The 21,121-nt window shown below is 35.4% G+C and carries 19 protein-coding genes and 2 pseudogenes; 13 read left to right on the forward strand and 8 right to left on the reverse strand.

Translation table 11 applies throughout. The features are described 5' to 3' along the window. Nucleotides 1-105: 105 nt before the first annotated feature. Nucleotides 106-447 (reverse strand): annotated as a pseudogene (locus tag SPD89_RS12165) (DUF2247 family protein); the annotation flags it as partial. A 149-nt stretch (nucleotides 448-596) separates the two neighbouring features. Further along, nucleotides 597-728 (reverse strand): hypothetical protein, encoded by a 132-nt coding sequence (locus tag SPD89_RS12170; RefSeq protein ID WP_336262222.1) that lies wholly within the window; start codon nucleotides 726-728, stop codon nucleotides 597-599. Between the two features lie 439 nt (nucleotides 729-1,167). Here SPD89_RS12170 and SPD89_RS23075 point away from each other — a divergent pair. After that, nucleotides 1,168-1,335, forward strand: a pseudogene (locus tag SPD89_RS23075) (transposase); the annotation flags it as partial. Nucleotides 1,336-1,617: 282 nt separating this feature from the next. Here the strand turns inward: SPD89_RS23075 and SPD89_RS12180 are convergent. After that, nucleotides 1,618-2,175: a nitroreductase family protein gene (locus SPD89_RS12180; protein WP_336262223.1), complete on the reverse strand. Its 558-nt coding sequence runs from the start codon at nucleotides 2,173-2,175 to the stop codon at nucleotides 1,618-1,620. 200 nt (nucleotides 2,176-2,375) lie between these two features. Between SPD89_RS12180 and SPD89_RS12185 the strand changes: the two genes are divergently transcribed. The 5 genes from SPD89_RS12185 to SPD89_RS12205 all read left to right on the forward strand — a co-directional run bounded on the left by SPD89_RS12185 (nucleotide 2,376) and on the right by SPD89_RS12205 (nucleotide 6,350). Then, entirely contained in the window at nucleotides 2,376-3,392 is a 1,017-nt protein-coding gene (locus SPD89_RS12185; protein ID WP_336262224.1) for a PTS transporter subunit IIC, read from the forward strand. 260 nt (nucleotides 3,393-3,652) lie between these two features. Then, nucleotides 3,653-4,111 (forward strand): nucleoside deaminase, encoded by a 459-nt coding sequence (locus SPD89_RS12190; RefSeq protein ID WP_336262225.1) that lies wholly within the window; start codon nucleotides 3,653-3,655, stop codon nucleotides 4,109-4,111. Beyond that, on the forward strand, nucleotides 4,104-4,988 hold the full coding sequence (locus SPD89_RS12195) for a fructosamine kinase family protein (RefSeq protein ID WP_336262226.1): 885 nt from the start codon (nucleotides 4,104-4,106) through the stop codon (nucleotides 4,986-4,988). The genes SPD89_RS12190 and SPD89_RS12195 overlap by 8 nt, the downstream gene beginning before the upstream one ends. A gap of 84 nt (nucleotides 4,989-5,072) precedes the next feature. After that, entirely contained in the window at nucleotides 5,073-5,525 is a 453-nt protein-coding gene (locus SPD89_RS12200; RefSeq protein ID WP_336262227.1) for a DUF2269 family protein, read from the forward strand. 36 nt (nucleotides 5,526-5,561) lie between these two features. Beyond that, nucleotides 5,562-6,350: an MBL fold metallo-hydrolase gene (locus SPD89_RS12205; RefSeq protein ID WP_336262228.1), complete on the forward strand. Its 789-nt coding sequence runs from the start codon at nucleotides 5,562-5,564 to the stop codon at nucleotides 6,348-6,350. 851 nt (nucleotides 6,351-7,201) lie between these two features. Here the strand turns inward: SPD89_RS12205 and SPD89_RS12210 are convergent. The 3 genes from SPD89_RS12210 to pepT all read right to left on the reverse strand — a co-directional run bounded on the left by SPD89_RS12210 (nucleotide 7,202) and on the right by pepT (nucleotide 11,163). Then, nucleotides 7,202-8,365 (reverse strand): dicarboxylate/amino acid:cation symporter, encoded by a 1,164-nt coding sequence (locus tag SPD89_RS12210; protein ID WP_336262229.1) that lies wholly within the window; start codon nucleotides 8,363-8,365, stop codon nucleotides 7,202-7,204. A gap of 471 nt (nucleotides 8,366-8,836) precedes the next feature. Next, the gene (locus tag SPD89_RS12215) at nucleotides 8,837-9,826 is read right to left on the reverse strand and encodes a D-alanyl-D-alanine carboxypeptidase family protein (RefSeq protein ID WP_336262230.1); all 990 of its coding nucleotides are present in this window, start codon (nucleotides 9,824-9,826) and stop codon (nucleotides 8,837-8,839) included. An 89-nt stretch (nucleotides 9,827-9,915) separates the two neighbouring features. Beyond that, nucleotides 9,916-11,163 (reverse strand): peptidase T, encoded by a 1,248-nt coding sequence (pepT, locus tag SPD89_RS12220; RefSeq protein WP_336262231.1) that lies wholly within the window; start codon nucleotides 11,161-11,163, stop codon nucleotides 9,916-9,918. A gap of 85 nt (nucleotides 11,164-11,248) precedes the next feature. On the opposite strand from pepT, the gene SPD89_RS12225 reads away from it, so the two are divergent. Genes SPD89_RS12225 through SPD89_RS12235 form a run of 3 tightly spaced genes read left to right on the forward strand, consistent with a single transcriptional unit; the run spans nucleotide 11,249 to nucleotide 13,495 of the window. After that, nucleotides 11,249-12,079 (forward strand): sulfurtransferase, encoded by an 831-nt coding sequence (locus SPD89_RS12225; protein ID WP_336262232.1) that lies wholly within the window; start codon nucleotides 11,249-11,251, stop codon nucleotides 12,077-12,079. 2 nt (nucleotides 12,080-12,081) lie between these two features. Beyond that, the gene (locus SPD89_RS12230; RefSeq protein WP_336262233.1) at nucleotides 12,082-12,651 is read left to right on the forward strand and encodes a DNA-3-methyladenine glycosylase I; all 570 of its coding nucleotides are present in this window, start codon (nucleotides 12,082-12,084) and stop codon (nucleotides 12,649-12,651) included. Between the two features lie 16 nt (nucleotides 12,652-12,667). Then, entirely contained in the window at nucleotides 12,668-13,495 is an 828-nt protein-coding gene (locus SPD89_RS12235; RefSeq protein ID WP_336262234.1) for a sulfurtransferase, read from the forward strand. 111 nt (nucleotides 13,496-13,606) lie between these two features. Here the strand turns inward: SPD89_RS12235 and SPD89_RS12240 are convergent, their stop codons facing one another. After that, nucleotides 13,607-14,488, reverse strand: coding sequence for a LysR family transcriptional regulator (locus tag SPD89_RS12240; RefSeq protein WP_336262235.1), 882 nt, complete (start codon nucleotides 14,486-14,488; stop codon nucleotides 13,607-13,609). A gap of 197 nt (nucleotides 14,489-14,685) precedes the next feature. Here SPD89_RS12240 and SPD89_RS12245 point away from each other — a divergent pair, with 197 nt between their 5' ends. The 4 genes from SPD89_RS12245 to SPD89_RS12260 all read left to right on the forward strand — a co-directional run bounded on the left by SPD89_RS12245 (nucleotide 14,686) and on the right by SPD89_RS12260 (nucleotide 18,875). Next, the gene (locus tag SPD89_RS12245) at nucleotides 14,686-15,876 is read left to right on the forward strand and encodes an acetyl-CoA C-acetyltransferase (RefSeq protein ID WP_336262236.1); all 1,191 of its coding nucleotides are present in this window, start codon (nucleotides 14,686-14,688) and stop codon (nucleotides 15,874-15,876) included. Nucleotides 15,877-16,052: 176 nt separating this feature from the next. Continuing rightward, complete coding sequence (locus tag SPD89_RS12250; protein WP_336262237.1) at nucleotides 16,053-16,742, forward strand: CoA transferase subunit A; 690 nt, start codon at nucleotides 16,053-16,055, stop codon at nucleotides 16,740-16,742. 27 nt (nucleotides 16,743-16,769) lie between these two features. After that, nucleotides 16,770-17,411 (forward strand): 3-oxoacid CoA-transferase subunit B, encoded by a 642-nt coding sequence (locus SPD89_RS12255; RefSeq protein ID WP_336262238.1) that lies wholly within the window; start codon nucleotides 16,770-16,772, stop codon nucleotides 17,409-17,411. 135 nt (nucleotides 17,412-17,546) lie between these two features. Then, nucleotides 17,547-18,875 carry a short-chain fatty acid transporter gene (locus SPD89_RS12260; RefSeq protein WP_336262239.1) on the forward strand — a complete coding sequence of 443 codons (1,329 nt, stop codon included), beginning with the start codon at nucleotides 17,547-17,549 and terminating at the stop codon, nucleotides 18,873-18,875. Between the two features lie 48 nt (nucleotides 18,876-18,923). Here SPD89_RS12260 and SPD89_RS12265 read toward each other — a convergent pair whose 3' ends face one another. Next, a complete protein-coding gene (locus SPD89_RS12265) occupies nucleotides 18,924-20,966 on the reverse strand; it encodes a helix-turn-helix domain-containing protein (protein ID WP_336262240.1) in 2,043 nt (680 codons plus the stop codon). Nucleotides 20,967-21,121: the final 155 nt, after the last annotated feature.

Genomic DNA, 21,121 nt, shown 5'->3' on the forward strand with positions numbered 1-21,121 from the left:
AATGCTCTCCTTCTACATCAACATTACGAGACTTGTTTTTTTGAGTGTCGAGCCCTACTTAAAAGAAAACGATGGCTTATTAGTCCATCGTTCTCTTTAAACTCCCTAGTTATTTAATATTAATTGCTTTTCAGCATCCAAAAACTCCTCAACAAGTTCTTTAATTGTATGTTTTGAATCAGATGGATAATAAAATGCATCCGATACTTTTCTAAAAAAGTCATACATATTTTGGGGCGTATTAAACATTGAAAAAATATTTTCAATTTCTTGAAAGATATTTTCATCAGAAGAATTATTATATGCCTCTTTTATAATGCTATATAACCACTTATGATACTCTTTAGTCATGTCTTCCAAAGAACTGTCAGAGATTATTCTTTCAAGTATATCATCTACTTTATCTTCTACTTGTTCCCACGCCAATTCAAGGATCAACTCGTTATTAACATTAGGATTATTCTTTAGATATTCAACAGCATAATTTGTTACTTCTAAGGAAGATAGATATTAACTTAAACTGTCTACCAATAAACAACGTATTCCAGTTACAATTTAATCCATTTTTCTCGACTATTTCAATTTTATACAATTTTCTATTTCCCCCACTGATTTATTTTTCCTGTAACTTTGCCACCAGGTATAAATGTTCTATAGGTTACTGTGTTAGTCGTAGGATCTACCACCCATTCAAACACTCCATCTATTGTTTCTTTCGTCTGTAACATTTCAGGGACGTTATTCTTAACCAAAGGGAGGTTGAATTTTGAATTGGTTTATTCCGATTAGTCTAACTATCTTCACTTTTATAGGTGTTTATTTTTTAAAAGAAACATCATCTCTGTCTTTGGGACTTTTTCGGTATTAGCCGCATTTATTGCAGGAACAGGATTTGCATATTTAAGAAAAAATAACAGAAGTAATGATTAATTTGAAGAGTATAATTTTATACTGATAAGCTCCACTTGAAGAAAAAAATTTTTGTGATTTGCCGTAGCTTTGTTGTCGATGCGGGTTATGGTAGCGAACATAATTATATAAATGTAATTGCTAATCGGAGATGTACTCCACTAATCACATATAATATGTGTCGAAAAAATAATTATAACGAAAAGTGGGAGTAACAAATAGAATGTATTAGACAACAGATTTCAAAAGAGAATATGTGAACTTTACGGAAAACGTAAAATTGATGTAGAACCTGTATTCGAATTTCTGAAGGCTAATTTGGGTTTCACCCGTATGTCCATCCGGGGCAAAAAGAAAGTCAAAAACGAAATAGAATTAGTGTTCATGGGGGTGAACTTGAGAAAGTATATAGCTAGAAACGCATAAAATAGTAACAAACATAAATTATATAAACGAAAAAAGATTTCAATCATCTAAAATCAATGATTGGATTCTTTTTTATTCATTTAAGCTAGTTATGTCCCAACCTCTTTTCTTTATGCTAAACACTTTTGTCACTGCTTTTTTAGACTACAGAGTCCTATTTATCATATTATCCCGAATCTTCCTTTCTGCAGAAGAGCGAGAGAAGCGCTTCAAAATTGATGCCTTGTTTCTTAACAACATAGAAGCACATACGCTTTATTGCATATGTGCTTCTATTAAAATTTAACCTACATATTTTGTGAATTTATCGTCAAGTGAGATACGAGCTTTTTTCAGTGGTTGTTTATCAAAATAACCAAGATGGATAAAGCCGACAATTTTTTCATTACCACTTACATTCAAAATTTCTTTTACTTTAGGGTCATAAATATGAGGATTTGTCTTCCAAACAACTCCTAAGTCTTGTTCCCAAGCAAGTAACCAGAAGTTTTGAATCATACTCGAAACAGCACCGTAGTTTTCTTCCCATTGCTTTTGCTTTTCCGGCTCTTCCATAATTACGACAAGAATCGCATTTGGTTCATTTAAATACTCTTCACGATTTTGTTGCATATCCGGAGTATAGGTTTCGGATACTTTTTTAGCAAAAGAGGGTAAATTATCTTTGTCAATAAAGATAAAACGCCATGGTTGTCTCATGCCGTGAGTAGGTGCCCAAATGGCATCTTCTAGCAAGTCCCGTACTGTTTCTTCTTCAACTTTTTTATTCGTGTATCCTTTCTTAACCGCGCGTCGCTCGCGGATGATGGCGGCTATTGCCGATTTATTTTTAACATTCATGTTGAGTGATACCCCCACATATGTGTATTTGTAACATATTCAACCAAATTATACCTAAATAACTATTGTTTAGCAACTACTGTCCTATCATATATACTATTCACAATCGGTAAAACAGGTGACAAGACACAAGTGAAGTCGTATAATGTAAATAATTGAATAAATGTGAATGTATTCACATACTTTGTGGAGGGAACAAGTTGAAACATTATTTAGCAAGCAAAGGAATATCCTTATCTGCACGGGATTATATCATTAAAGCATTAAGTTATATGGCACTTGGACTTTTTTCATCATTAATTATAGGATTGATTTTTAAAACAATTGGGGAACAGTTGGGTCTGGCGTATTTTGTCGAGATCGGCGATTTTGCAATGGATTCAAAAGTAATGGGAGGGGCGATTGGTGTCGCTATTGCCTATGGACTAAAAGCACCACCCTTAGTTTTATTTTCAGCTCTTTTTGCAGGAGCATTCGGAGCAGAACTTGGAGGCCCTGCAGGAAGTTATGTAGCTGTTCTTTTTGCAACAGAGTTTGGAAAACTTGTCTATAACCTGACGAGAGTTGACATAATTGTGACTCCTTTCGTTACCATTCTTGTCGGCTATATAACAGGTAAATTAATTGGCATGCCGATAAACACATTTATGCTTTGGTTTGGTGAAATTATTAATTGGTCTACAACACAAAGACCTTTTATTATGGGAATTTTAGTAGCTGTATTAATGGGATGGGCGTTAACAGCACCTATTTCGAGTGTAGCAATCGCTTTTATGCTTTCACTTGATGGATTAGCTGCTGGAGCTGCTGCAATTGGATGTTCTGCGCAAATGATAGGGTTTGCAGTTTCAAGTTATCGTGACAATGGATTTGGTGGTTTTTTAGCTCAAGCTATTGGCACTTCGATGTTACAAGTTCCTAATATTATAAGAAAACCGGCCATTCTTATACCCCCAACAGTAGCGGGTATTATCCTTGCACCAATCGGTACTGTTTGGCTCAAAATGATAAATAATACTGCAGGAGCCGGGATGGGAACGAGCGGACTTGTTGGTCAGATCATGGCGTTTGAAACGATGGGCTTTTCCATGAAAGTTTTTTGGTCTGTTTTCATTTTGCATATTGTAGGTCCCGCAATTATAAGTTTTATTTTTACCGTAATATTAAGGAAAATTGGTTGGATTAAACTTGGTGATATGAAAATCAACTATGAATAGAAAAATAATTGTTGCATGACATTTATTGTGTATAAGTTTCGTTTGTAATTATCAGTAAAAACCCACCGTTAACCCTTTGATTGTAACAAATTAAGCATTAATAAGAAATTAACTGATAAATAAGATACAATAAAAGAATAACACAATTTGCTTTTAAACATTAAAGTGCGTGTCTTAAAGAATTTGTAATGAAAAATGGAACTTAACAATCAATTATAATAAGATAACATATAATGCTATTGTCATAGGGGGATGAGAAATTGGATCAATTTATGCAGAGGGCTGTCGAACTGGCTGTAGAAAATGTTCAAGAAGGTGGAGAACCTTTTGGAGCCGTCTTAGTCAAAGATGGCAAGATTGTATCTGAAGGCGTAAATGAACTGCATAAGAAATTTGACATCAGTGGTCACGCAGAACTTATAGCAATACGTAAAGCACAATCAGAATTGAAGACACATGACTTAACAGGATATACAATGTATGCAAGTGGAGAACCTTGTCCAATGTGTTTAACTTCTATGTACTTTTCGGGAATAAACGATGTATACTTTTGTGCATCTGTTGAAGACGCAGTGTCGGTAGGACTTGGCAAGTCAAAGGTAATTTATGATGACTTTAAAAAGCCGAATGAAGAACGCTCTCTTATTATGAAACAGATGCCACTTGATAATTGTAAAAATCCAATGAAAATGTGGAAAGAGAGACATAAAAATGGATAATATAAATATGGAGAGACTAGCTAAAATTGCATTGGAAAACGGTAGAGATTACTCCGGATTACAAGCGATTAAGAAAATAAAAGGCGGCTCGATTAATGAAGCATATTATGTGCAAACAATCGATGCAGAATTTTTTATGAAATTCCATGCTAATTCACCAAAAGATTTTTTTAAAAGCGAAGCAACCGGATTAAGACTTATTAAGGAAACGGGTACAATTTCAGTGCCAAATTTTTTATCATATTCTGACCAACCTGGAAAAGCTTTTTTACTATTAGAATGGATAGAAGGGGCGAAGACTGATAAGACGGAAGTCACCCTAGGACAAAAGCTAGCTGAGTTACATCGAAGTTTTGGCAGAATGCATGGATTTAAAAATGACACATATATTGGTTTATTACCGCAACCGAATGAACTAAATGCAAATTGGTTAGAATATTTTCGAACATGTAGACTTGGCTCACAATTGGAGCAAGGGATCCAAAAAGGGTTCATTACCGGAACTCGTCGTAAGCAGATGGAGCTTTTAATGGAACGACTGAATGAATGGGTTCCAAGTTTTGTAGAACCATCTCATTTGCACGGAGATCTATATGCAGGCAATTGGATAGTCGGGCCCGGTGGAGAACCATATATTGTTGATCCTTCGTTTTTATATGGTGATCGTCATTTTGAGATTGCATACACTGAATTATTTGGCGGATTTTCAAATAAATTTTATGAGGCGTATGAGGAAAGTTATCCTTTAAGAAAAGATTACGAGGATGTTAAACCGGTTTATCAGCTATATTATTTAATAGCCCACCTTAATTTGTTTGGAGAGACATACGGTAAAGATGTTGATAATATTTTAAATCGATACGTAGGGAATTTATAAAAATAGTGAAAAAAGTTACACCTCCAATTGTTGAAATAGTGTATGGTTTAGTTGTAAACTAAAAGCAGTTTGGAGGTTTTTGTTTTGACCTTTTATGATGTTCTTGTCGTCATTCATATATTTTCCGCTATTGTCGGCTTAGGTCCGGGATTTGTCATGATTTACATAGTTACAAAAGCCGAGACGATGACGGAATTAAGACATGTTTATAAAATCCGAAACAAAATCCATATTTTTGTCATGATTGGTGGGACGCTGCTGCTTCTGACAGGATTGGTTATGGGGATATTACGTCCATATTTATTTAGCCAAATCTGGTTTATAAGTAGTCTTGTACTTTTTCTTATCGCATTAGGGGCAGGGCCTTTCCTACTTTCTCCAAAATCGAAACCTATAAAAAATATATTGAAAGAACATGAAGGAGAGCATATTCCTGCAAGATATTATGAACTTTCAAAAGAGTTGTTTTTTTATGAACGAATTACCAATATAATTTTTTTCATTATCATATTATTAATGATTACAAAACCTTTTTAATAACTCCTGAGGAATTGGAATGTTAGGGGTGTAACAATGGAAATTAAATCATATGAAGATCTTTTGCAAGCAGAATTGAACGTTATTCGGGGAGGGCAGAGACTACTTGTTTCTGTCTTTTTAATTGATAATGTATTAATTGATACAGGACCTTCTAGAAAAGACGACTATCTTATTCCGCTATTTGAAAAGTGGGAAATACAAAATGTAATTTTAACTCATCATCATGAAGATCATACAGGCCTTGCAAACTGGTTGCAGCATAATCAACAAGTTAAAATTTATATGCATGAGAATGGAATCGAGAAATGTAAGATAGCGGCAAAACTACCTTTATATCGGCATTTATTTTGGGGGAAACGTGAGCCTTTTGAAGCAACTCCTTTAGGTAAAACATTTCAAACAGACTATTATACGTGGGATATTATCCATACTCCTGGACATGCAGATGACCATATTGCATTATTTAATCGTGAAAAAGGGTGGTTATTTGGAGGAGATTTATTTGTAAATCCAAAGCCAAAAAGCTTTTTTAAGTTTGAATCAGTACCTGAAATAATCCATTCTTTACGAAAAGTGTTGGCATATGATTTTGAGACTTATATATGTTCACATGCGGGGGTATTATTTGAAGGGAAAAATGCAATTAAAAAGAAACTTGACTATTTAATTAGTAAGCAACAGGAAGTATTGTTTTTATATAACAAAGGCATGTCACCTAAACAAATCAGAAAACAATCATTCCCGAGCCGGCATCCAATTCACTATTTTTCACTGTTTGAATGTTCACCAATGCATTTTATTCACTCTGTAATTAACGGCTAAAAGAGGATGGTCAAAAAGTCCGGTAAAATGACACTGCCGAATTTCTTCGTTGTTTGTTTCTCCGCTCCTTGAAAAGGAAAGCACTTTTTCCGCCTGCTAGAAGTGCTTCTTTGAAAAAGAAGATCACTTTCCCTGCGTGGCAGATCTTTGCTCATGTATCTTAATGCATACATTCCGTTGTTCGAAACTGCGCCGCCTTGAACTTCTTGGTACTTTTTATCCTCTTTTGAACACGCACTAAAATGGATAACAGTACCTTTTGAAAGGTAAGAAATCCTTTCTTACTTGAGTAGTATTAACACTTGGCTGGATACAAGTTAAATGTCTTAAAGAAATTTAACTCAATAATCTGTATCTCTTCTTTTTGTCCGTCTTAAGAAAAATAATACAATCGAAATAGAAAACATAAATAAGAAGGTGTTTAACCAGTTTAAATTATCATTCGTTAAATATTTTAAAAGCATTACAGCTAAGTAGAATATAACGAATAAACATACATATATAGTAAAGTCTTTGAGTAGTATAGATTTTTTATTTTTTTGCATGGAATCCCACCCTCTTTAATGATGTCATTATTTTAAACAATATCAAATTTACCTAGCAAAGAAAAATTATAAACTGGATTTAGTTGACGGGCAAAATAAAAAAAGACAAGGGACAGGTAGTATTTTTTAGAAGTACACACTTGCTAAAAGCGCTACGTCCTAGGACTGTACTTTCGTTCGTCCCAACGTAAAGCATTGTCACGGGCACCAGAACTAGCACGTCAATCACTCGTGAGTGCAACTAAGGCAAATGCCAAGCTTTCTAATAGAGGTGCCAGGCACGCAATGTGTCTAGCACCCTCTTTGTTATGCTGCGTGATTATTAGAACTATCACCGATTAATTTATCGACCATTAAAGCAATCGCTCCGTCTCCTGTTACGTTTGTAGCTGTACCAAAACTATCTTGCGCCATGTACAGTGCGATCATTAAACCCAATGTCGTTTCATCAAACCCAAGCATCGTACTGAGAAGACCTAGTGCTGCCATAACAGCTCCACCTGGAACGCCTGGAGCAGCAATCATAATAATCCCTAACATGAAAATAAACGGCATCATTAACCCGAATGTTGGAAGTGATAAACCATTCGCAAGTACCATAACCGCTACCGAACAAATGACGAGTGTAATGGTGCTTCCGGATAAATGAATCGTCGCACATAACGGAACAGCCGAGTCAGCAACTCCATCACTTACTTTATTGTTTTTCGTTGCACGAACAGTTACCGGGATCGTTGCTGCACTTGACATGGTCCCCAGTCCCGTAAAATAAGCCGGGAGCATCGTTTTTAAAGCAGAAAAAGGATTTTTCCCTGTGTATGTACCTGCAATTATATAAAGAATAATGAGCCAAATCCAATGTACGACAACCGCCATAACAAGAACAAGTCCAAATGCTTTTAGCGTCTCAAACACTGCACCATCCGCACCAAGTTCAGCAAAAATACTTGCAATATAGAATGGTAAAAATGGAATAATAATTTTCCAAATAAGTCTTTCAACAATTTCCTTACCTTCATCAAAAAATGATTGTAAGGTTGGACTGTTAATCCGTGTAATCCCAATACCAAATACAAAAGCAATCACAAGTGCAGTCATGACACCTGTAATTGGGTCAATTGCAATTTCAAAGAAAGGCTCAAATCCAGCTCCTTCCTCTGCCGAACCTCCACTACTACCAACGAGTCTAGGAATAATAATAAGAGCAACAATAAACGCTAACGTACCTGCAAGAATCGTTGAAGCGTACGAAATTGCAGCGGTGATTCCGAGCATTTTTCCGGAGTGTTTACCAAAACTGGCAATACCACTAGCGATATAGAAAATAATGATTAGCGGTATTGTAAATCCTAGAAATTGTCCGAAAAGTTCTTTAAATGTAACGATAATCCGAATGAGAAATTCTGGAGCAACTAAGCCAATAATAATACCACTCACAATACCAATGACCAATTTTCCTATTAACTTCATTCCTTCACCCCTTTTAAACAATGTGACCTAAATATAGCATTTGTACTTTTTGAAATCAAGGCAATTTTCAGAACGCTAAAGGAGGCTATTTGGAAGGATCGGAAATGAAATGCTACAACGATGAAGTGAGACCATACGTCTTTAGCGGGGACTTCATTGACAGTGTGATAAGAAAAATGAAAGAAAAAACGTCCCAAATGATAAATAATGATCACTTGGGATTAGAAAACTTGGCTTCGGTAAAGAAAACACACCGATTGGCGAAAGACGGAGGTGATGTTGCACTTATGCTCTGGAGTGTAAGCCTTTACGGCGAATACCTTAGTTGCACTTATACGAGTCAAGAAAGGATTTATACTTTTGTATGAAAAACAAACCTTTTTCATGATAGATGGTGGCTTCCGCAAATACAGAGTCATGCTGGTTTCTTACCTGCCAAAATCAGTCGCAACTACTACCTTTTCTTATCTCTTATTCAGCCCCCAAATATTCTTCTAAAGTTAAATCTTTTTCCGCAATTTCTTGGGCAGCTTTTTTACCAACATACCGTAAATGCCACGGTTCATATTGATATTCTGTAATATGTTCTTTTCCTTCAGGATAGCGAATAATAAATCCATACTCATGGGCGTGTTCTCTGACCCATTTCCCTTCTTCTGTATCACCGAAATCTGTATTCAAATCAAATCCGACTGACTCTGAGGTGACGTCCATAACGAGTCCAGTTTGATGTTCACTTTCTCCCGCTCGAGCACTGTACGTGTTGGCATGATCTTCGCCGTGGCGTTCAACATTAGAAGCAAAGATTGCCTCTTGCCTTTCATACGACCGATACCCGGATTGAGCAAATAAAGTTACTCCTTCATCATCGGCAGCTCTAAACATCTCTTCTAATGCATTTGCCGCTTCCTTACGTAATTGTTTTTTTGGATCATCTTCAGAAAATGGAAAACGAACATCTGGTACAACTAGATCTTCCGGGTCAAAGCCATTTGGAAGGGCGTAGTTTTTATTGACTAGAACAAGAATTTCATAAGGATTTTCAACTATTTCAACAAATTCATCAGGAGCGGTTGGTTCCGCTAATTTACTTGCTACAGATACTGCTTTTTCTTGCTCGATAACTTCTTTAACCTCTTGATTATATATTCCAGAAACAAGTAAATTGTCATGTTGTAATTGAATATCCGTGATTGCCCATGTGGTAAGTGCGTCATATTTTCCTGACGTTTCCACAGGATAGCCAATTTCAACTAAAGCATGTTGTAAAGCAAGCACTTGATCCCCTTGATCGCCTTTTTGTAATTCCACCTCAGGAAGTTCTGTGTCGCTCATTTTCTTGTCTACCATTTGACCCTCCTGCTCGTTATGGTCATTTTGTATAACGTCTTTTTCTTTAGCACTGCATCCAATGACGAAAATAGCTATTATCACTCCAAAAATAATCACACTTTTTTTCATAATTTATCCCCCATATCCGATAGCTATTTTCTCATAAATTCTAGTGGGAAAGCAATCAATTATTTCATCTGTTATAAAATATACAAAATTTAATTTCCATAGATGCTTTGTTCAAATAATTTACATATTTCAATAATGACTTGTACCGCTTTTTCCATATTGTCAACAGAAATAAATTCATATTTTCCGTGGAAATTTTCTCCACCAGTAAAAATATTAGGAGTTGGCAGTCCCATATAGGAAAGTTGTGAACCATCAGTTCCTCCACGAATTGGTTCGATAATTGGTTCAATATCTAATGATGTCATTGCAGCTTTTGCAATTTCAACAATTTCTTTCACAGGCTCAATTTTATCTCTCATATTATAATACTGATCTGTCATTTCGAGTTCAATGCAAGTTTCACCATATTTTGCTATTAATTTAGATACACTTTCTCGTATGAAAGACTTTCTTTTTTCAAAATTTTCTTTATCAAAGTCACGGATGATATAGTAAAGTTCCGTTTGTTCTACTGTACCTTCTATCGAGATTAGATGATAAAAACCTTCATACCCTTCTGTGTATTCAGGTGCTTCTTTTTCTGGGAGAAGATTCATGAACTCGTTAGCAATTTTGGTAGAGTGTACCATTTTTCCTTTAGCTGTTCCTGGATGAACATTGTTACCATTAAAAGTAAGCTTGGCTGCAGCTGCATTAAAACTTTCATACTGAAGTTCCCCAAGAGGACCGCCATCAACGGTATAAGCAAAATCTGCATTAAATTTTTCAACATCAAATTTATGTGGACCACGTCCAATTTCTTCATCCGGTGTAAAGGCTACCCGAATATCTCCATGTGTGATATCTGGGTTTTGAATTAAAAATTCCATAGCAGTCATGATTTCTGCAATCCCTGCTTTGTTGTCAGCACCAAGTAATGTTGTTCCATCCGTCGTGATTAATGTATGTCCTTTATAGTTATGTAATTCCGGATACTCTGTTGTAGTCATTACAATATCTAGAGCTTCATTTAGTATAATATCTTTTCCAATATAATTCGACCACACTTGGGGATTGACATTTTTGCCAGTAAAATCGGTTGCTGTGTCCACATGTGCAAGAAAGCCGATAGTGGGAACAGATTTTTTACTATTTGAAGGTAGCGTTGCCATAACATACCCGTTTTCATCAATACTTACATCGGCCATTCCAATTTCCTGTAATTCTTTAACTAATAAACGTGCAAGCTCCAACTGACCTTCTGTTGTTGGTGTCGTATCATTTTGATCATTTGACTGAGTATCAATTTTTGCATAACGAATCAAGCGTGCTTTTAATTTTTCTTGTAAAGGCATTTATATTTCCTCCGTTCTTATAGTCTTATTAAAAAATGGTATGGTAAACTAAATAAAAGTGCAACTAATTAAGGAGGAATAATGAATGACCTATATCATAACTCCATCAGAATTAATAAAGAAACTTGAAAAGGATGAAACGGTTGTAATTGATGTTCGTTCTGACTTATATCATCCAGATTTAGGGTATGCATCTTATGTAAAGGGACATATTCCTGGAGCTTATTACTTACATTTGGAAAAAGATTTGTCCGGGAGAGTTGAACAACATGGTGGGAATCATCCGCTCCCTAATATGGATGAGCTCGCAAAAAGGCTAGGGGAGATAGGGATTGATCATAGTACGCATGTTGTCATTTATGATGCCGATAATGATATGTTTGCCTCTAGAGCTTGGTGGCTCCTATATTACATGGGGCATGAACAAGTTTTTGTATTAGAAGGAGGATATAAAGCTTGGAGTGAAGCGAGTTACGAAGTTGTTATGGATATCCCTGCTCGAAAAGCAAAGAAATTTATTCCCCAACTACGTCCTGAAGTCATTGCAAATATAGAGGATGTAAAACGAAGAGATGACAAAAGTGTTTTGATAGATTCACGAGCAAAGGAAAGATACTTAGGAAAAACGGAACCTTTATATAAAAAAGCCGGACATATCCCAGGTGCGAAAAATTACTTTTGGAGAGACGTTCTAAATGATAAAGGTGTTTGGAAGAAACCTGAAGAGTTAAAAGAACACTTTGAAAAGCTAAAAGACGCAGATGAAATTATCGTATCTTGTGGGTCAGGGATTTCAGCATGCCCTAATTTTATTGCCCTTAAGATGGCAGGATATAAAAATGTCAAACTCTACCCAGGTAGTTTTAGTGATTGGATCTCTTATAAAGATAATCCTGTTGAAACGAAAGAGGAATAAAAATGGAGAAAAATAGATGTGAATGGGTAACGAAAGATCTGCTCTATATTCAATATCATGATGAAGAGTGGGGGAATATAGAGCGATTTTGTGATGATCATTACCTGTTTGAGATGCTTACATTAGAAGGTGCGCAAGCTGGATTGAGTTGGATCACCATTTTAAAAAGACGCGAAAATTATCGGGAAGCTTTTGATCAGTTTGATCCTTTAAAGGTGGCAGCTTATACGGAAGAGAAAATTAAAAACTTGCTTGATAACAAGGGAATTATTCGAAATAAGAGAAAGATCAAATCAACTGTAAATAATGCAAAAGCTTTTATTAACATACAAGAAGAGTGCGGAAGTTTCCATCATTATTTGTGGGAGTTTTTTGGCGGAAAACAAATAAAAAATCATTGGAAGCGTCATGAGGAAGTACCAGCTGCAACAAAAGAGTCAGAGAAATTAAGTAAAGAACTTCGTAAAAGAGGCTTCTCATTTGTAGGGCCTGTTATTTGTTATTCCTTTATGCAAGCAGTCGGTCTTGTAAATGATCATACGGTTGATTGCTATTTATATCATGAAAAGTGATGAAAGAAGGGGTATCATGTCGATAATTGTAAGCGCCGAAGAATTATATCAAAAAATGAATAACCGTAACGTAAGGATTATAGACGTTCGTACAAAAGATAAGGAATTTGAAAAGGGAAAAGCTGCTTATGAACATAGCCATCTTCCCGGGGCGTTTTATCTAGATTTTAAAAAAGACTTATCAGGAGAAAATTCATTTTTACCTGAAGTAGAAGAACTTGCTGCTAAACTTGGGAAAATGGGGATAAATCAAGATTCAGAGATTATCCTCTATGATCAGGGGAATCATCGATCTGCTTCTAAAGCTTGGTTAGTTTTCTATTATCTTGGTCACGACAATGTATTTGTTTTGGATAGAGGATTTACTGCATGGTTAGAGGCAGGATACAGAGTAACATCCGAACAATCAAAGAATGACTCGACTACATATAATGTACAACTTCGAGAAAAGGTTATTGTAGATATTGAGATAATAAAGAATAGAATTGATCAAGAAACAACTTCTACGTTAATAGATTCTCGAGCATATGAACGATATATAGGTAAGGATGAACCGAAATACAAAAAGGCTGGTCATATTCCTGGAGCCAAAAACTATCATTCTAAACTAGTGTTTAAAGAAAATGGTAATTGGAAAAACCCTGAAGAATTAAAAAAACATTTTAATCAACTTGATCCAAATGAGGAAATTATCGTTTCTTGTGGTTCCGGTAATTCAGCTTGTATGAACCTTGTTGCACTAAAAAATGCAGGATTCAAAGATGTGAAAATATATCCTGGCGGGTTTAGTGAGTGGATTGAAGCTGAGGGGAATGAGGTTGAACAAGGAATAGAAGAGCAATAATTTAGCTGAGTTACTACCGAAATATCATCTGCGATAAAAGGGATAACTCAGGCTGCAGTATAATAAATAGGCTTTCTTCGTTTACAACTGAAATGAAGAAAGCCACTTTAATTATTGGAATTCTTCAGACAAGTAGCGAATCAAAGATCTCACTGCAAAAGAAAGATAGCTTTCTTTTTTTGTAATGACTCCTAACTCCCAAAGAGGCGGAGATTCGATTGGTATCATACTAATTTCGTTTTTGTCCATTTTGGAATAGATAGATTTTGGTAGGAGTGTTATTCCTAATTGTGCCGCTACTAGTTCTGTTATTAAATCCCATTGAGAACTTTGATAAGAAATCGTTGGATTGAAACCTGCTACCGTTTCGCACTGATTAATGACCAACCAATGTAAAGAAAATTCACGAGTAAAAAGAATAAAATTTTCATTTTCCAAATCTTGCAGTTGAACAATCTTTTTATTTGCGAGAGAATGTTTTTTGCTAGTAAAAAGCATAAATTCATCTTGAATGAAAGGTAAAATGTTGAACTTACTATTATTGACAGGTAACACAACAATCCCTACATCTACTTGACCGTCCTCTACTAAGTATTCAATTTTTTTAGCACCATGTTCTATTAATTTTAAAGAAATAGTTGGATTTACTCGATCAAAGTTTACAGCAATTCGAGGGAAAAATAGCGTCCCAATTAAAGGAGGCACACCTATTTTGATTTCGCCAGACGGTATATTCATTAAATCATCTAGGAGCGTATATAGTTCACTGGTAGCCGCTAAAATTTTATTTGCTTGTTCATATACTAGAAGTCCCGTATCCGTTAAAATTAATTTTCGTGTAGAACGTTCAAATAATTCTACTTTAAGTTTTTGTTCTAGTTTTTTAATAGATCTACTTAATGTAGGTTGAGAAACATAGATATTTGTTGCTGCTTTCGTAAAGCTGCCGTAATTAACCACAGCTATAAAATGGCGTAATTCAGTTAGTTCCATTATTTGAAGCTCCCTCCAAGACCAAATCATTTTCTAATAAAAATAAAATTACATTTATTTTTTTTAAGGGCTTGCTTATTTATTCATAATATAAATATAACATATTCAATATATTCATTTAACTTATAAGTGTTCTTCGTATAAAATAATGGTAAGAAAAATTAAAAAAGTTTATTTATGTTATGGGGAGAGATAATATGGCAAACAATTCAGTAGTTATTGTAAGCGCTTTAAGAACTCCTATTGGTAAATTTAGAGGGAGTTTGAAAAACATTAGTGCAGTTGAATTAGGCTCCATCGTTGTTAAAAATGTAATCGAACAGGTTGTAATTAATAAAAACATGATCGATGAAGTCATCATGGGTAACGTTCTTCAAGCCGGGTTAGGTCAAAACCCTGCAAGACAAGTAGCCATTAAAGCAGGAATTCCTGAGGAAGTGCCAGCCATGACTATAAATAAAGTATGTGGTTCGGGTTTAAAAGCAGTACATCTAGCATCGCAAGCTATTCAAGCAGGTGAAGCTGAAATTGTAATTGCCGGTGGAATGGAAAGTATGAGTCAAGCACCATATGTATCAATGGAAGCGAGAGAAGGTTTCCGAATGGGAGATCAAAAAATAGTAGATAGCTTAATTCAAGATGGATTATGGTGTGCTTTTAATGATTATCATATGGGAAATACAGCGGAAAACATTTGTGAACAATACGAACTTTCTAGGGAAGAACAAGATCAATTTGCTGCACTTAGTCAGACAAAAGCGGTGAATGCTATTTCAAAAGGGAGGTTTAAAGAGGAAATTGTTCCGATACAAATACCGCAAAGAAAAGGAGGTCCGATTACGTTTGATACGGATGAGTATGTGAGAATGGATACTACCGAAGAAAAGTTAGGTAAATTAAGACCCGCTTTCAAAAAGGATGGGAGTGTTACGGCGGGAAATGCTTCAGGAATTAATGATGGAGCAGCAGCGGTTCTATTAATGAGTCAGAAGAAAGCAGAAGAACTAAACATAACACCTTTAGCTACGATAATGGCTAATGCAAGTGCTGGTGTTAATCCTAGTGTCATGGGAATTGGGCCAGTTCCGGCAACAGAAAAAGCGTTAGTAAAGGCAGGCATAACAATGGATGAACTAAATCTAATTGAAGCAAATGAAGCTTTTGCAGCTCAAGCATTAGCGGTGAAAAAAGAATTACAACTATCAGAAGATATTATCAATGTTAATGGTGGAGCAATTGCCTTAGGTCATCCAATTGGTGCAAGTGGAACACGAATTTTGGTGACTTTACTCCACGAATTAAAGCGACGAAATGAGACGTATGGATTAGCCACTTTATGTATAGGTGGAGGGCAAGGTGTAGCTACTATTGTAAAAAGAGATGTATAAGAGGATGTTCAAAAAGTCCGGTAAAAATGACACTGCGAATTTCTTCGTTGGCTTGTTTCTCCGCCGCTCATGTATTTAAAAGCATACATTCCGCTGACGGGAGCTGCGCCGCCTCGAACTTCTTGGTCCTTTTTATCCTCCTTTTTGAACACGCATTATAAAAAGGAGCTGACAAAATGAAGACGATATTTAGTAATTTTTACGAAGCCGTCGATAGTATAAAAGATGGAATGACAATCATGGTTGGAGGATTTGGAATTGTTGGAATTCCGGAAAATTTAATAAAAGCTATATATGAAAAAGATGTAAAGGATTTAACAGTGATTTCAAATAATTGTGGAATTGATGATTGGGGACTTGGACTATTATTAAAAAATAAACAAATAAAGAAAATGATTTCATCCTACGTAGGTGAGAATAAGGAATTTGAAAGACAAGTACTAAATGGAGATTTGGAAGTTATGTTGGTACCTCAAGGTTCCTTAGCTGAGAAAATTCGTGCAGGTGGGGCGGGGATCCCGGCTTTTTTTACGCCAACGGGTGTCGGAACATTAATTGCTGAAGGAAAAGAAACAAAAACGTTTAATGAAAAAGAATATCTGTTGGAAGAAAGTCTAGTAGCCGATTTTAGTCTCATTCGTGCTTGGAAAGCGGATAAGCATGGAAATCTAGTATTTAGAAAAACAGCTCGAAATTTTAATCCAATGATGGCTGCGGCTGGTAAAGTTACTATTGCCGAGGTTGAAGAAATAGTTGAAGTGGGAGAATTGGATCCAGATGAAATTCATACTCCTGGGATATATGTGCAAGGAATAATTATAGGAAAACAAGAAAAAAGAATTGAACATTTAACAATAAGTGAATAGGATAACGAAAGAAAGTGAGGGTTTCAAATGAATATTAGGGTGAAAATAGCAAAAAGGGCAGAAAAAGAAATTCAAGATGGTCATTATGTAAATTTAGGAATTGGAATGCCAACTACTGTAGCAAATTATATTTCAGAAAATAAAAATGTTGTGCTTCAATCAGAGAATGGCTTATTAGGCATAGGGCCATACCCGAGGAAAGATGAGGTAGATCCAGATCTAATAAATGCAGGTAAAGAGACAGTGACAACGATAAAAGGGGCAAGTTATTTCAATAATGCCGAATCATTTGCAATGATAAGAGGAGGACATATTGATGTAGCTATATTGGGTGGAATGGAAGTTTCAGAGACGGGTGACTTAGCAAATTGGATGATACCTGGAAAGATGATTAAAGGTATGGGAGGTGCAATGGATCTAGTACACGGAGCCAAACGTGTTATTGTTATCATGGAACATGTTAATAAGCAAGGAAAACCTAAAATACTAAAAAAGTGCTCGTTGCCATTAACAGGTAGAAGTGTAGTAGACAGAATTATTACAGAGCGAGCAGTTTTAGATGTAACAAATGAGGGATTAAATTTAGTAGAAGTATTACAAGGATACACATTAAATGATATAATTAATTCAACAGAACCTGAATTAATCATGTCGGAAAAGGCGTTTTAATCTAAGGAAGTACTTTTATGGACAGTGGTATAGAGAAAAAAATTATTTATTCAAGAAAAGCGCTAAACAATGAGAGGTGAATACATTAATTCTCAAATAATTGTAAGCGCTTAAAATAAGGGAGGGGGAAATTTAATGAGAGCAATAACTAATTTTTTTGACCGAATAGTCCAACGATACTTACCAGATGCATTTTTATTTGCGATAATTTTGACCATAGTAGTTTTTATTATGGGTATCGTGATGACAGGTAGTTCACCGATTCAAATGGTAGAATATTGGGGAACCGGATTTTGGGATTTGCTTGCTTTTGCGATGCAAATGTCTTTAATTGTGGTGACAGGGTATGTTTTAGCAAATACACCACTAATTAAAGGATTGTTAGAAAAAACAAGTATGCTCGCTAAATCACCGGGACAGGCAATTTTACTCGTTACTTTTGTAGCATCGCTTGCATCGTTAATAAACTATGGTTTTGGTCTAGTTGTTGGAGCATTGCTTGCGATTCAGGTAATAAAGCGAGTACCATCTGTAGATTATCGCTTACTTGTCGCTAGTGCGTACAGCGGATTTTTATTATGGCATGGTGGATTATCCGGATCTATTCCATTATTAATTGCAACAGAAGATCATTTTTTGGAAGAGTCGATGGGAACTATACCAGTAACAGAGACAATGTTTAGTAGTTTTAACTTATTTATTGTTTTTGTTTTATTAATAACTTTGCCTTTCTTAAATCGTTTATTAATGAAGTCTAGAGAAGGATTAGAAATAACGAATCCAACTGATTGGGAAGATAATTCATTTGAGGATGAATATAAAGAGGAATCAAAAGATAGTTATACTCCATCTGATCGTCTTGAAAATAGTCAGATTATCTCATTATTGATTGGACTTCTTGGCCTTGCTTTTATTATCTATCATTTTGTGACAAATGGGCTTGACTTAAATATAAATATTGTTAATTTAATTATGTTATTTTTAGGAATTGTATTCCACAGAACACCACGGCGTTTCTTGCACAGCGTAAACAATGCGGTAAAAAACGTCGGTGGAATTATCGTCCAGTTTCCATTTTATGCTGGAATTATGGGAATGATGGTCGATTCTGGATTGTCAGACCAGATGTCATTATGGTTTATAAACATTTCAACTGAATTTACGTATCCTTTGTTTACGTTCATTAGTGCAGGACTTGTTAACTTCTTTGTACCATCTGGTGGTGGGCAATGGGCCGTACAGGGACCCATTATGATCCCTGCCGGAATGGAATTGGGAGTTGATAATGCAAAGACAGCAATGGCGGTTGCTTGGGGAGATGCGTGGACAAATATGATTCAGCCATTCTGGACGTTACCACTACTTGCGATTGCAGGCTTAAAAGTAAGAGATATTATGGGCTTTTGTGTCATTATCTTGATTTATAGTTTTTTCCCAATTGCAATTGGGTTGTTATTCTTTTAATAAAAATAAAAAAGTACAGCTTTCTAATGAAATGAGACGCTGTACTTTTTATTCGCATGAATTTTGCTGGCTATAGAGCCAAGTATAGGCAGATAATCTTAAAGCAATATCATTTCCAGGTCGACTTAAATCCATTTCCAGTAATTCTTTCGCTCGATTGACGCGATAATGAACTGTATTTGTATGAATATACATTTCTTTTGCAACGTTAGTTGGTGATTGATAAACAAGGGAAAGGGCTAATGTTTTTGTAAATTGAGTACGATGTTCACGGTCGTATTCGATAATGGGGCGTAACGTTTTGGTGGCAAATTTATTTAAGTCATCAGCTATCTTATGATTGGTTAATAAATATTCAAGGCCAAAATCATTAAATTCCAATACGTACTTTTCTTGTTCAAATGTCGTCATCCGTTCAATTAATAATTGCAATTGAATTAAGATGTTCTGTAATTCAGAAAAAGACGAATACATGGCACTATGAACAATCCAAGTAGTGATAGGAAGCTCTTTCAATAATTGGTTTCTTAATTCTTCAGGATGACATTGCCAATGTTTGTCAAAAATAATAAAGCCCATATTCCCCAAATAAATTATAGGATTTTTTGTCCATTTTAATACAACTTCTTCTAATTGTATTTTTTCCTCTGTGGTAATTTGTCCATCATTCATTTCCCAGTAGATTGCCCATACTTCACCCCGATCGACAGGAATCTGTAAACGAATCCCTTTTTTGTATTGTGTGGAAAGAGTGGATGAACGGTTCATCAAACTACTAATCCATTGTGAACGTTCCATTTCAATTACATGGTGGATCCTTTTTTCCCGTTCGAGAATGATATAAATTGCGCTGATCACGTCATCAATTAAATCAGACCAGCCATTGAGAGGTAACTGTAAATCTGTCCAGACTAAAAGCTTACCAAGCTGTTGTTGCTCATATGTAAGTGGGAATGTAAGCGCACGTTTTTTTGTCCATGATTTTTTTCTTACTCGATCTGCATATTTCCGTCCCTTCTGATCAACGATGATGACAACGCCTTTGATAAGTTCTTCTAGCCAAATCTCTAATTCAGAGATTTGCTTCGCACTTTGAAGTATATTTCTCAGTTCCTCTTTTTTCTGGTTTATGTATTTTTGATAGTAATTTTTTGTGAAAAATTGCTTTAATTCTCTTTGTTTTGTCAGTGGTTCGATACTACTTCCTAGACGAAGTAATAGTAACTTTTTATTCAAAGGAAATGGTTTTACTTCTCGATTACTCGTGTAGAGTACACCGCTCGTATTTAATTTATTGTCTTTTATTGGAAGCGCTAGTACTGTTCGAACGTCTTCTTCATCCACTGTTGAACTTACATGGTGATAGCGATATTCGCAGTTTTTATAATCTTTAACTTGAAGCAATTGTTTGTTTTGTGCCGCATTCCCACCGATTCCTTGACCAAAGGGGAGTTCAAAGCCAAATCCACTATCTTGTGACCCCAGATGTGTTGTTACTTCAATCTGTTTTGAATTCGCATCTCCCCAAAAAACAAAATCACTTTCACTAATTGTTTTCGTTAGGGATAATAGTTCAATTAGTCCGCCTTTGTCTTTATGTGTAATAAGTTTTGACAGTTCAGGCTCAAAGGCTCGGTCTGTACCATAAAAATATTGTTTTTCCTTTTCTTCGACATATGAAATTGCTTCCAAATGATTTAAAATATTTTTGTGATCATCATCTGATATATCCAAATTATTAAGGTACCATATAATTTGCACGCCATTCGTATATGGCATAATTTTTACATTGGCGTCTGAAAAGATAGTAGGAACCTTACTTAAATTAGCGACAGTCAATTCAATGGACGTTGCTACTCTATTTTGAAGCCATTTTTTCATCCATGTTTGCTCTGAACCACAATAGATAGTTTTGTAGGCGTTTTCATAATGGTCGGCATAACGAATCAACGCAACTCCCAAAGCATCTGTCATAGAAATATATTTATTTAAAGCGCGAAAAATAAAATAATGTCTTTTTTTTGAATGAATTGCAGCACGTTGTAAATCTTGAATTAATAATGATGCGAATTGTTTTTTCATCGAAGACATATTGAAACCACTCCTTATTTGTTTATTATAAATGATTCGTTGTTGTGCTACAACACAAACAAAATAAACATTTTTGTGTTCCAACCCATACCATCTTATTAAAAGATGTGTACAATTTTACGAAAGGGCTTTCATTTTTAGTTAACGAAAAGGGA

This window comes from Pseudogracilibacillus sp. SO30301A (assembly GCF_037072025.1).
Taxonomy (GTDB): Bacteria; Bacillota; Bacilli; order Bacillales; family Amphibacillaceae; genus Pseudogracilibacillus.

Excerpts from the sequence above, each read along its gene's own strand:
- pepT (WP_336262231.1), bottom strand. The coding sequence starts at position 11,163 with ATGCCTTTACAAGAAAAATTAAAAGCACGCTTGATTCGTTATGCAAAA.
- SPD89_RS12205 (WP_336262228.1), top strand. The coding sequence starts at position 5,562 with ATGGAAATTAAATCATATGAAGATCTTTTGCAAGCAGAATTGAACGTT.
- SPD89_RS12250 (WP_336262237.1), top strand. The coding sequence starts at position 16,053 with ATGAAGACGATATTTAGTAATTTTTACGAAGCCGTCGATAGTATAAAA.
- SPD89_RS12260 (WP_336262239.1), top strand. The coding sequence starts at position 17,547 with ATGAGAGCAATAACTAATTTTTTTGACCGAATAGTCCAACGATACTTA.
- SPD89_RS12230 (WP_336262233.1), top strand. The coding sequence starts at position 12,082 with ATGGAGAAAAATAGATGTGAATGGGTAACGAAAGATCTGCTCTATATT.
- SPD89_RS12225 (WP_336262232.1), top strand. The coding sequence starts at position 11,249 with ATGACCTATATCATAACTCCATCAGAATTAATAAAGAAACTTGAAAAG.
- SPD89_RS12215 (WP_336262230.1), bottom strand. The coding sequence starts at position 9,826 with ATGAAAAAAAGTGTGATTATTTTTGGAGTGATAATAGCTATTTTCGTC.
- SPD89_RS12210 (WP_336262229.1), bottom strand. The coding sequence starts at position 8,365 with ATGAAGTTAATAGGAAAATTGGTCATTGGTATTGTGAGTGGTATTATT.
- SPD89_RS12245 (WP_336262236.1), top strand. The coding sequence starts at position 14,686 with ATGGCAAACAATTCAGTAGTTATTGTAAGCGCTTTAAGAACTCCTATT.
- SPD89_RS12180 (WP_336262223.1), bottom strand. The coding sequence starts at position 2,175 with ATGAATGTTAAAAATAAATCGGCAATAGCCGCCATCATCCGCGAGCGA.
- SPD89_RS12255 (WP_336262238.1), top strand. The coding sequence starts at position 16,770 with ATGAATATTAGGGTGAAAATAGCAAAAAGGGCAGAAAAAGAAATTCAA.
- SPD89_RS12240 (WP_336262235.1), bottom strand. The coding sequence starts at position 14,488 with ATGGAACTAACTGAATTACGCCATTTTATAGCTGTGGTTAATTACGGC.
- SPD89_RS12235 (WP_336262234.1), top strand. The coding sequence starts at position 12,668 with ATGTCGATAATTGTAAGCGCCGAAGAATTATATCAAAAAATGAATAAC.
- SPD89_RS12265 (WP_336262240.1), bottom strand. The coding sequence starts at position 20,966 with ATGTCTTCGATGAAAAAACAATTCGCATCATTATTAATTCAAGATTTA.
- SPD89_RS12195 (WP_336262226.1), top strand. The coding sequence starts at position 4,104 with ATGGATAATATAAATATGGAGAGACTAGCTAAAATTGCATTGGAAAAC.
- SPD89_RS12170 (WP_336262222.1), bottom strand. The coding sequence starts at position 728 with ATGTTACAGACGAAAGAAACAATAGATGGAGTGTTTGAATGGGTGGTA.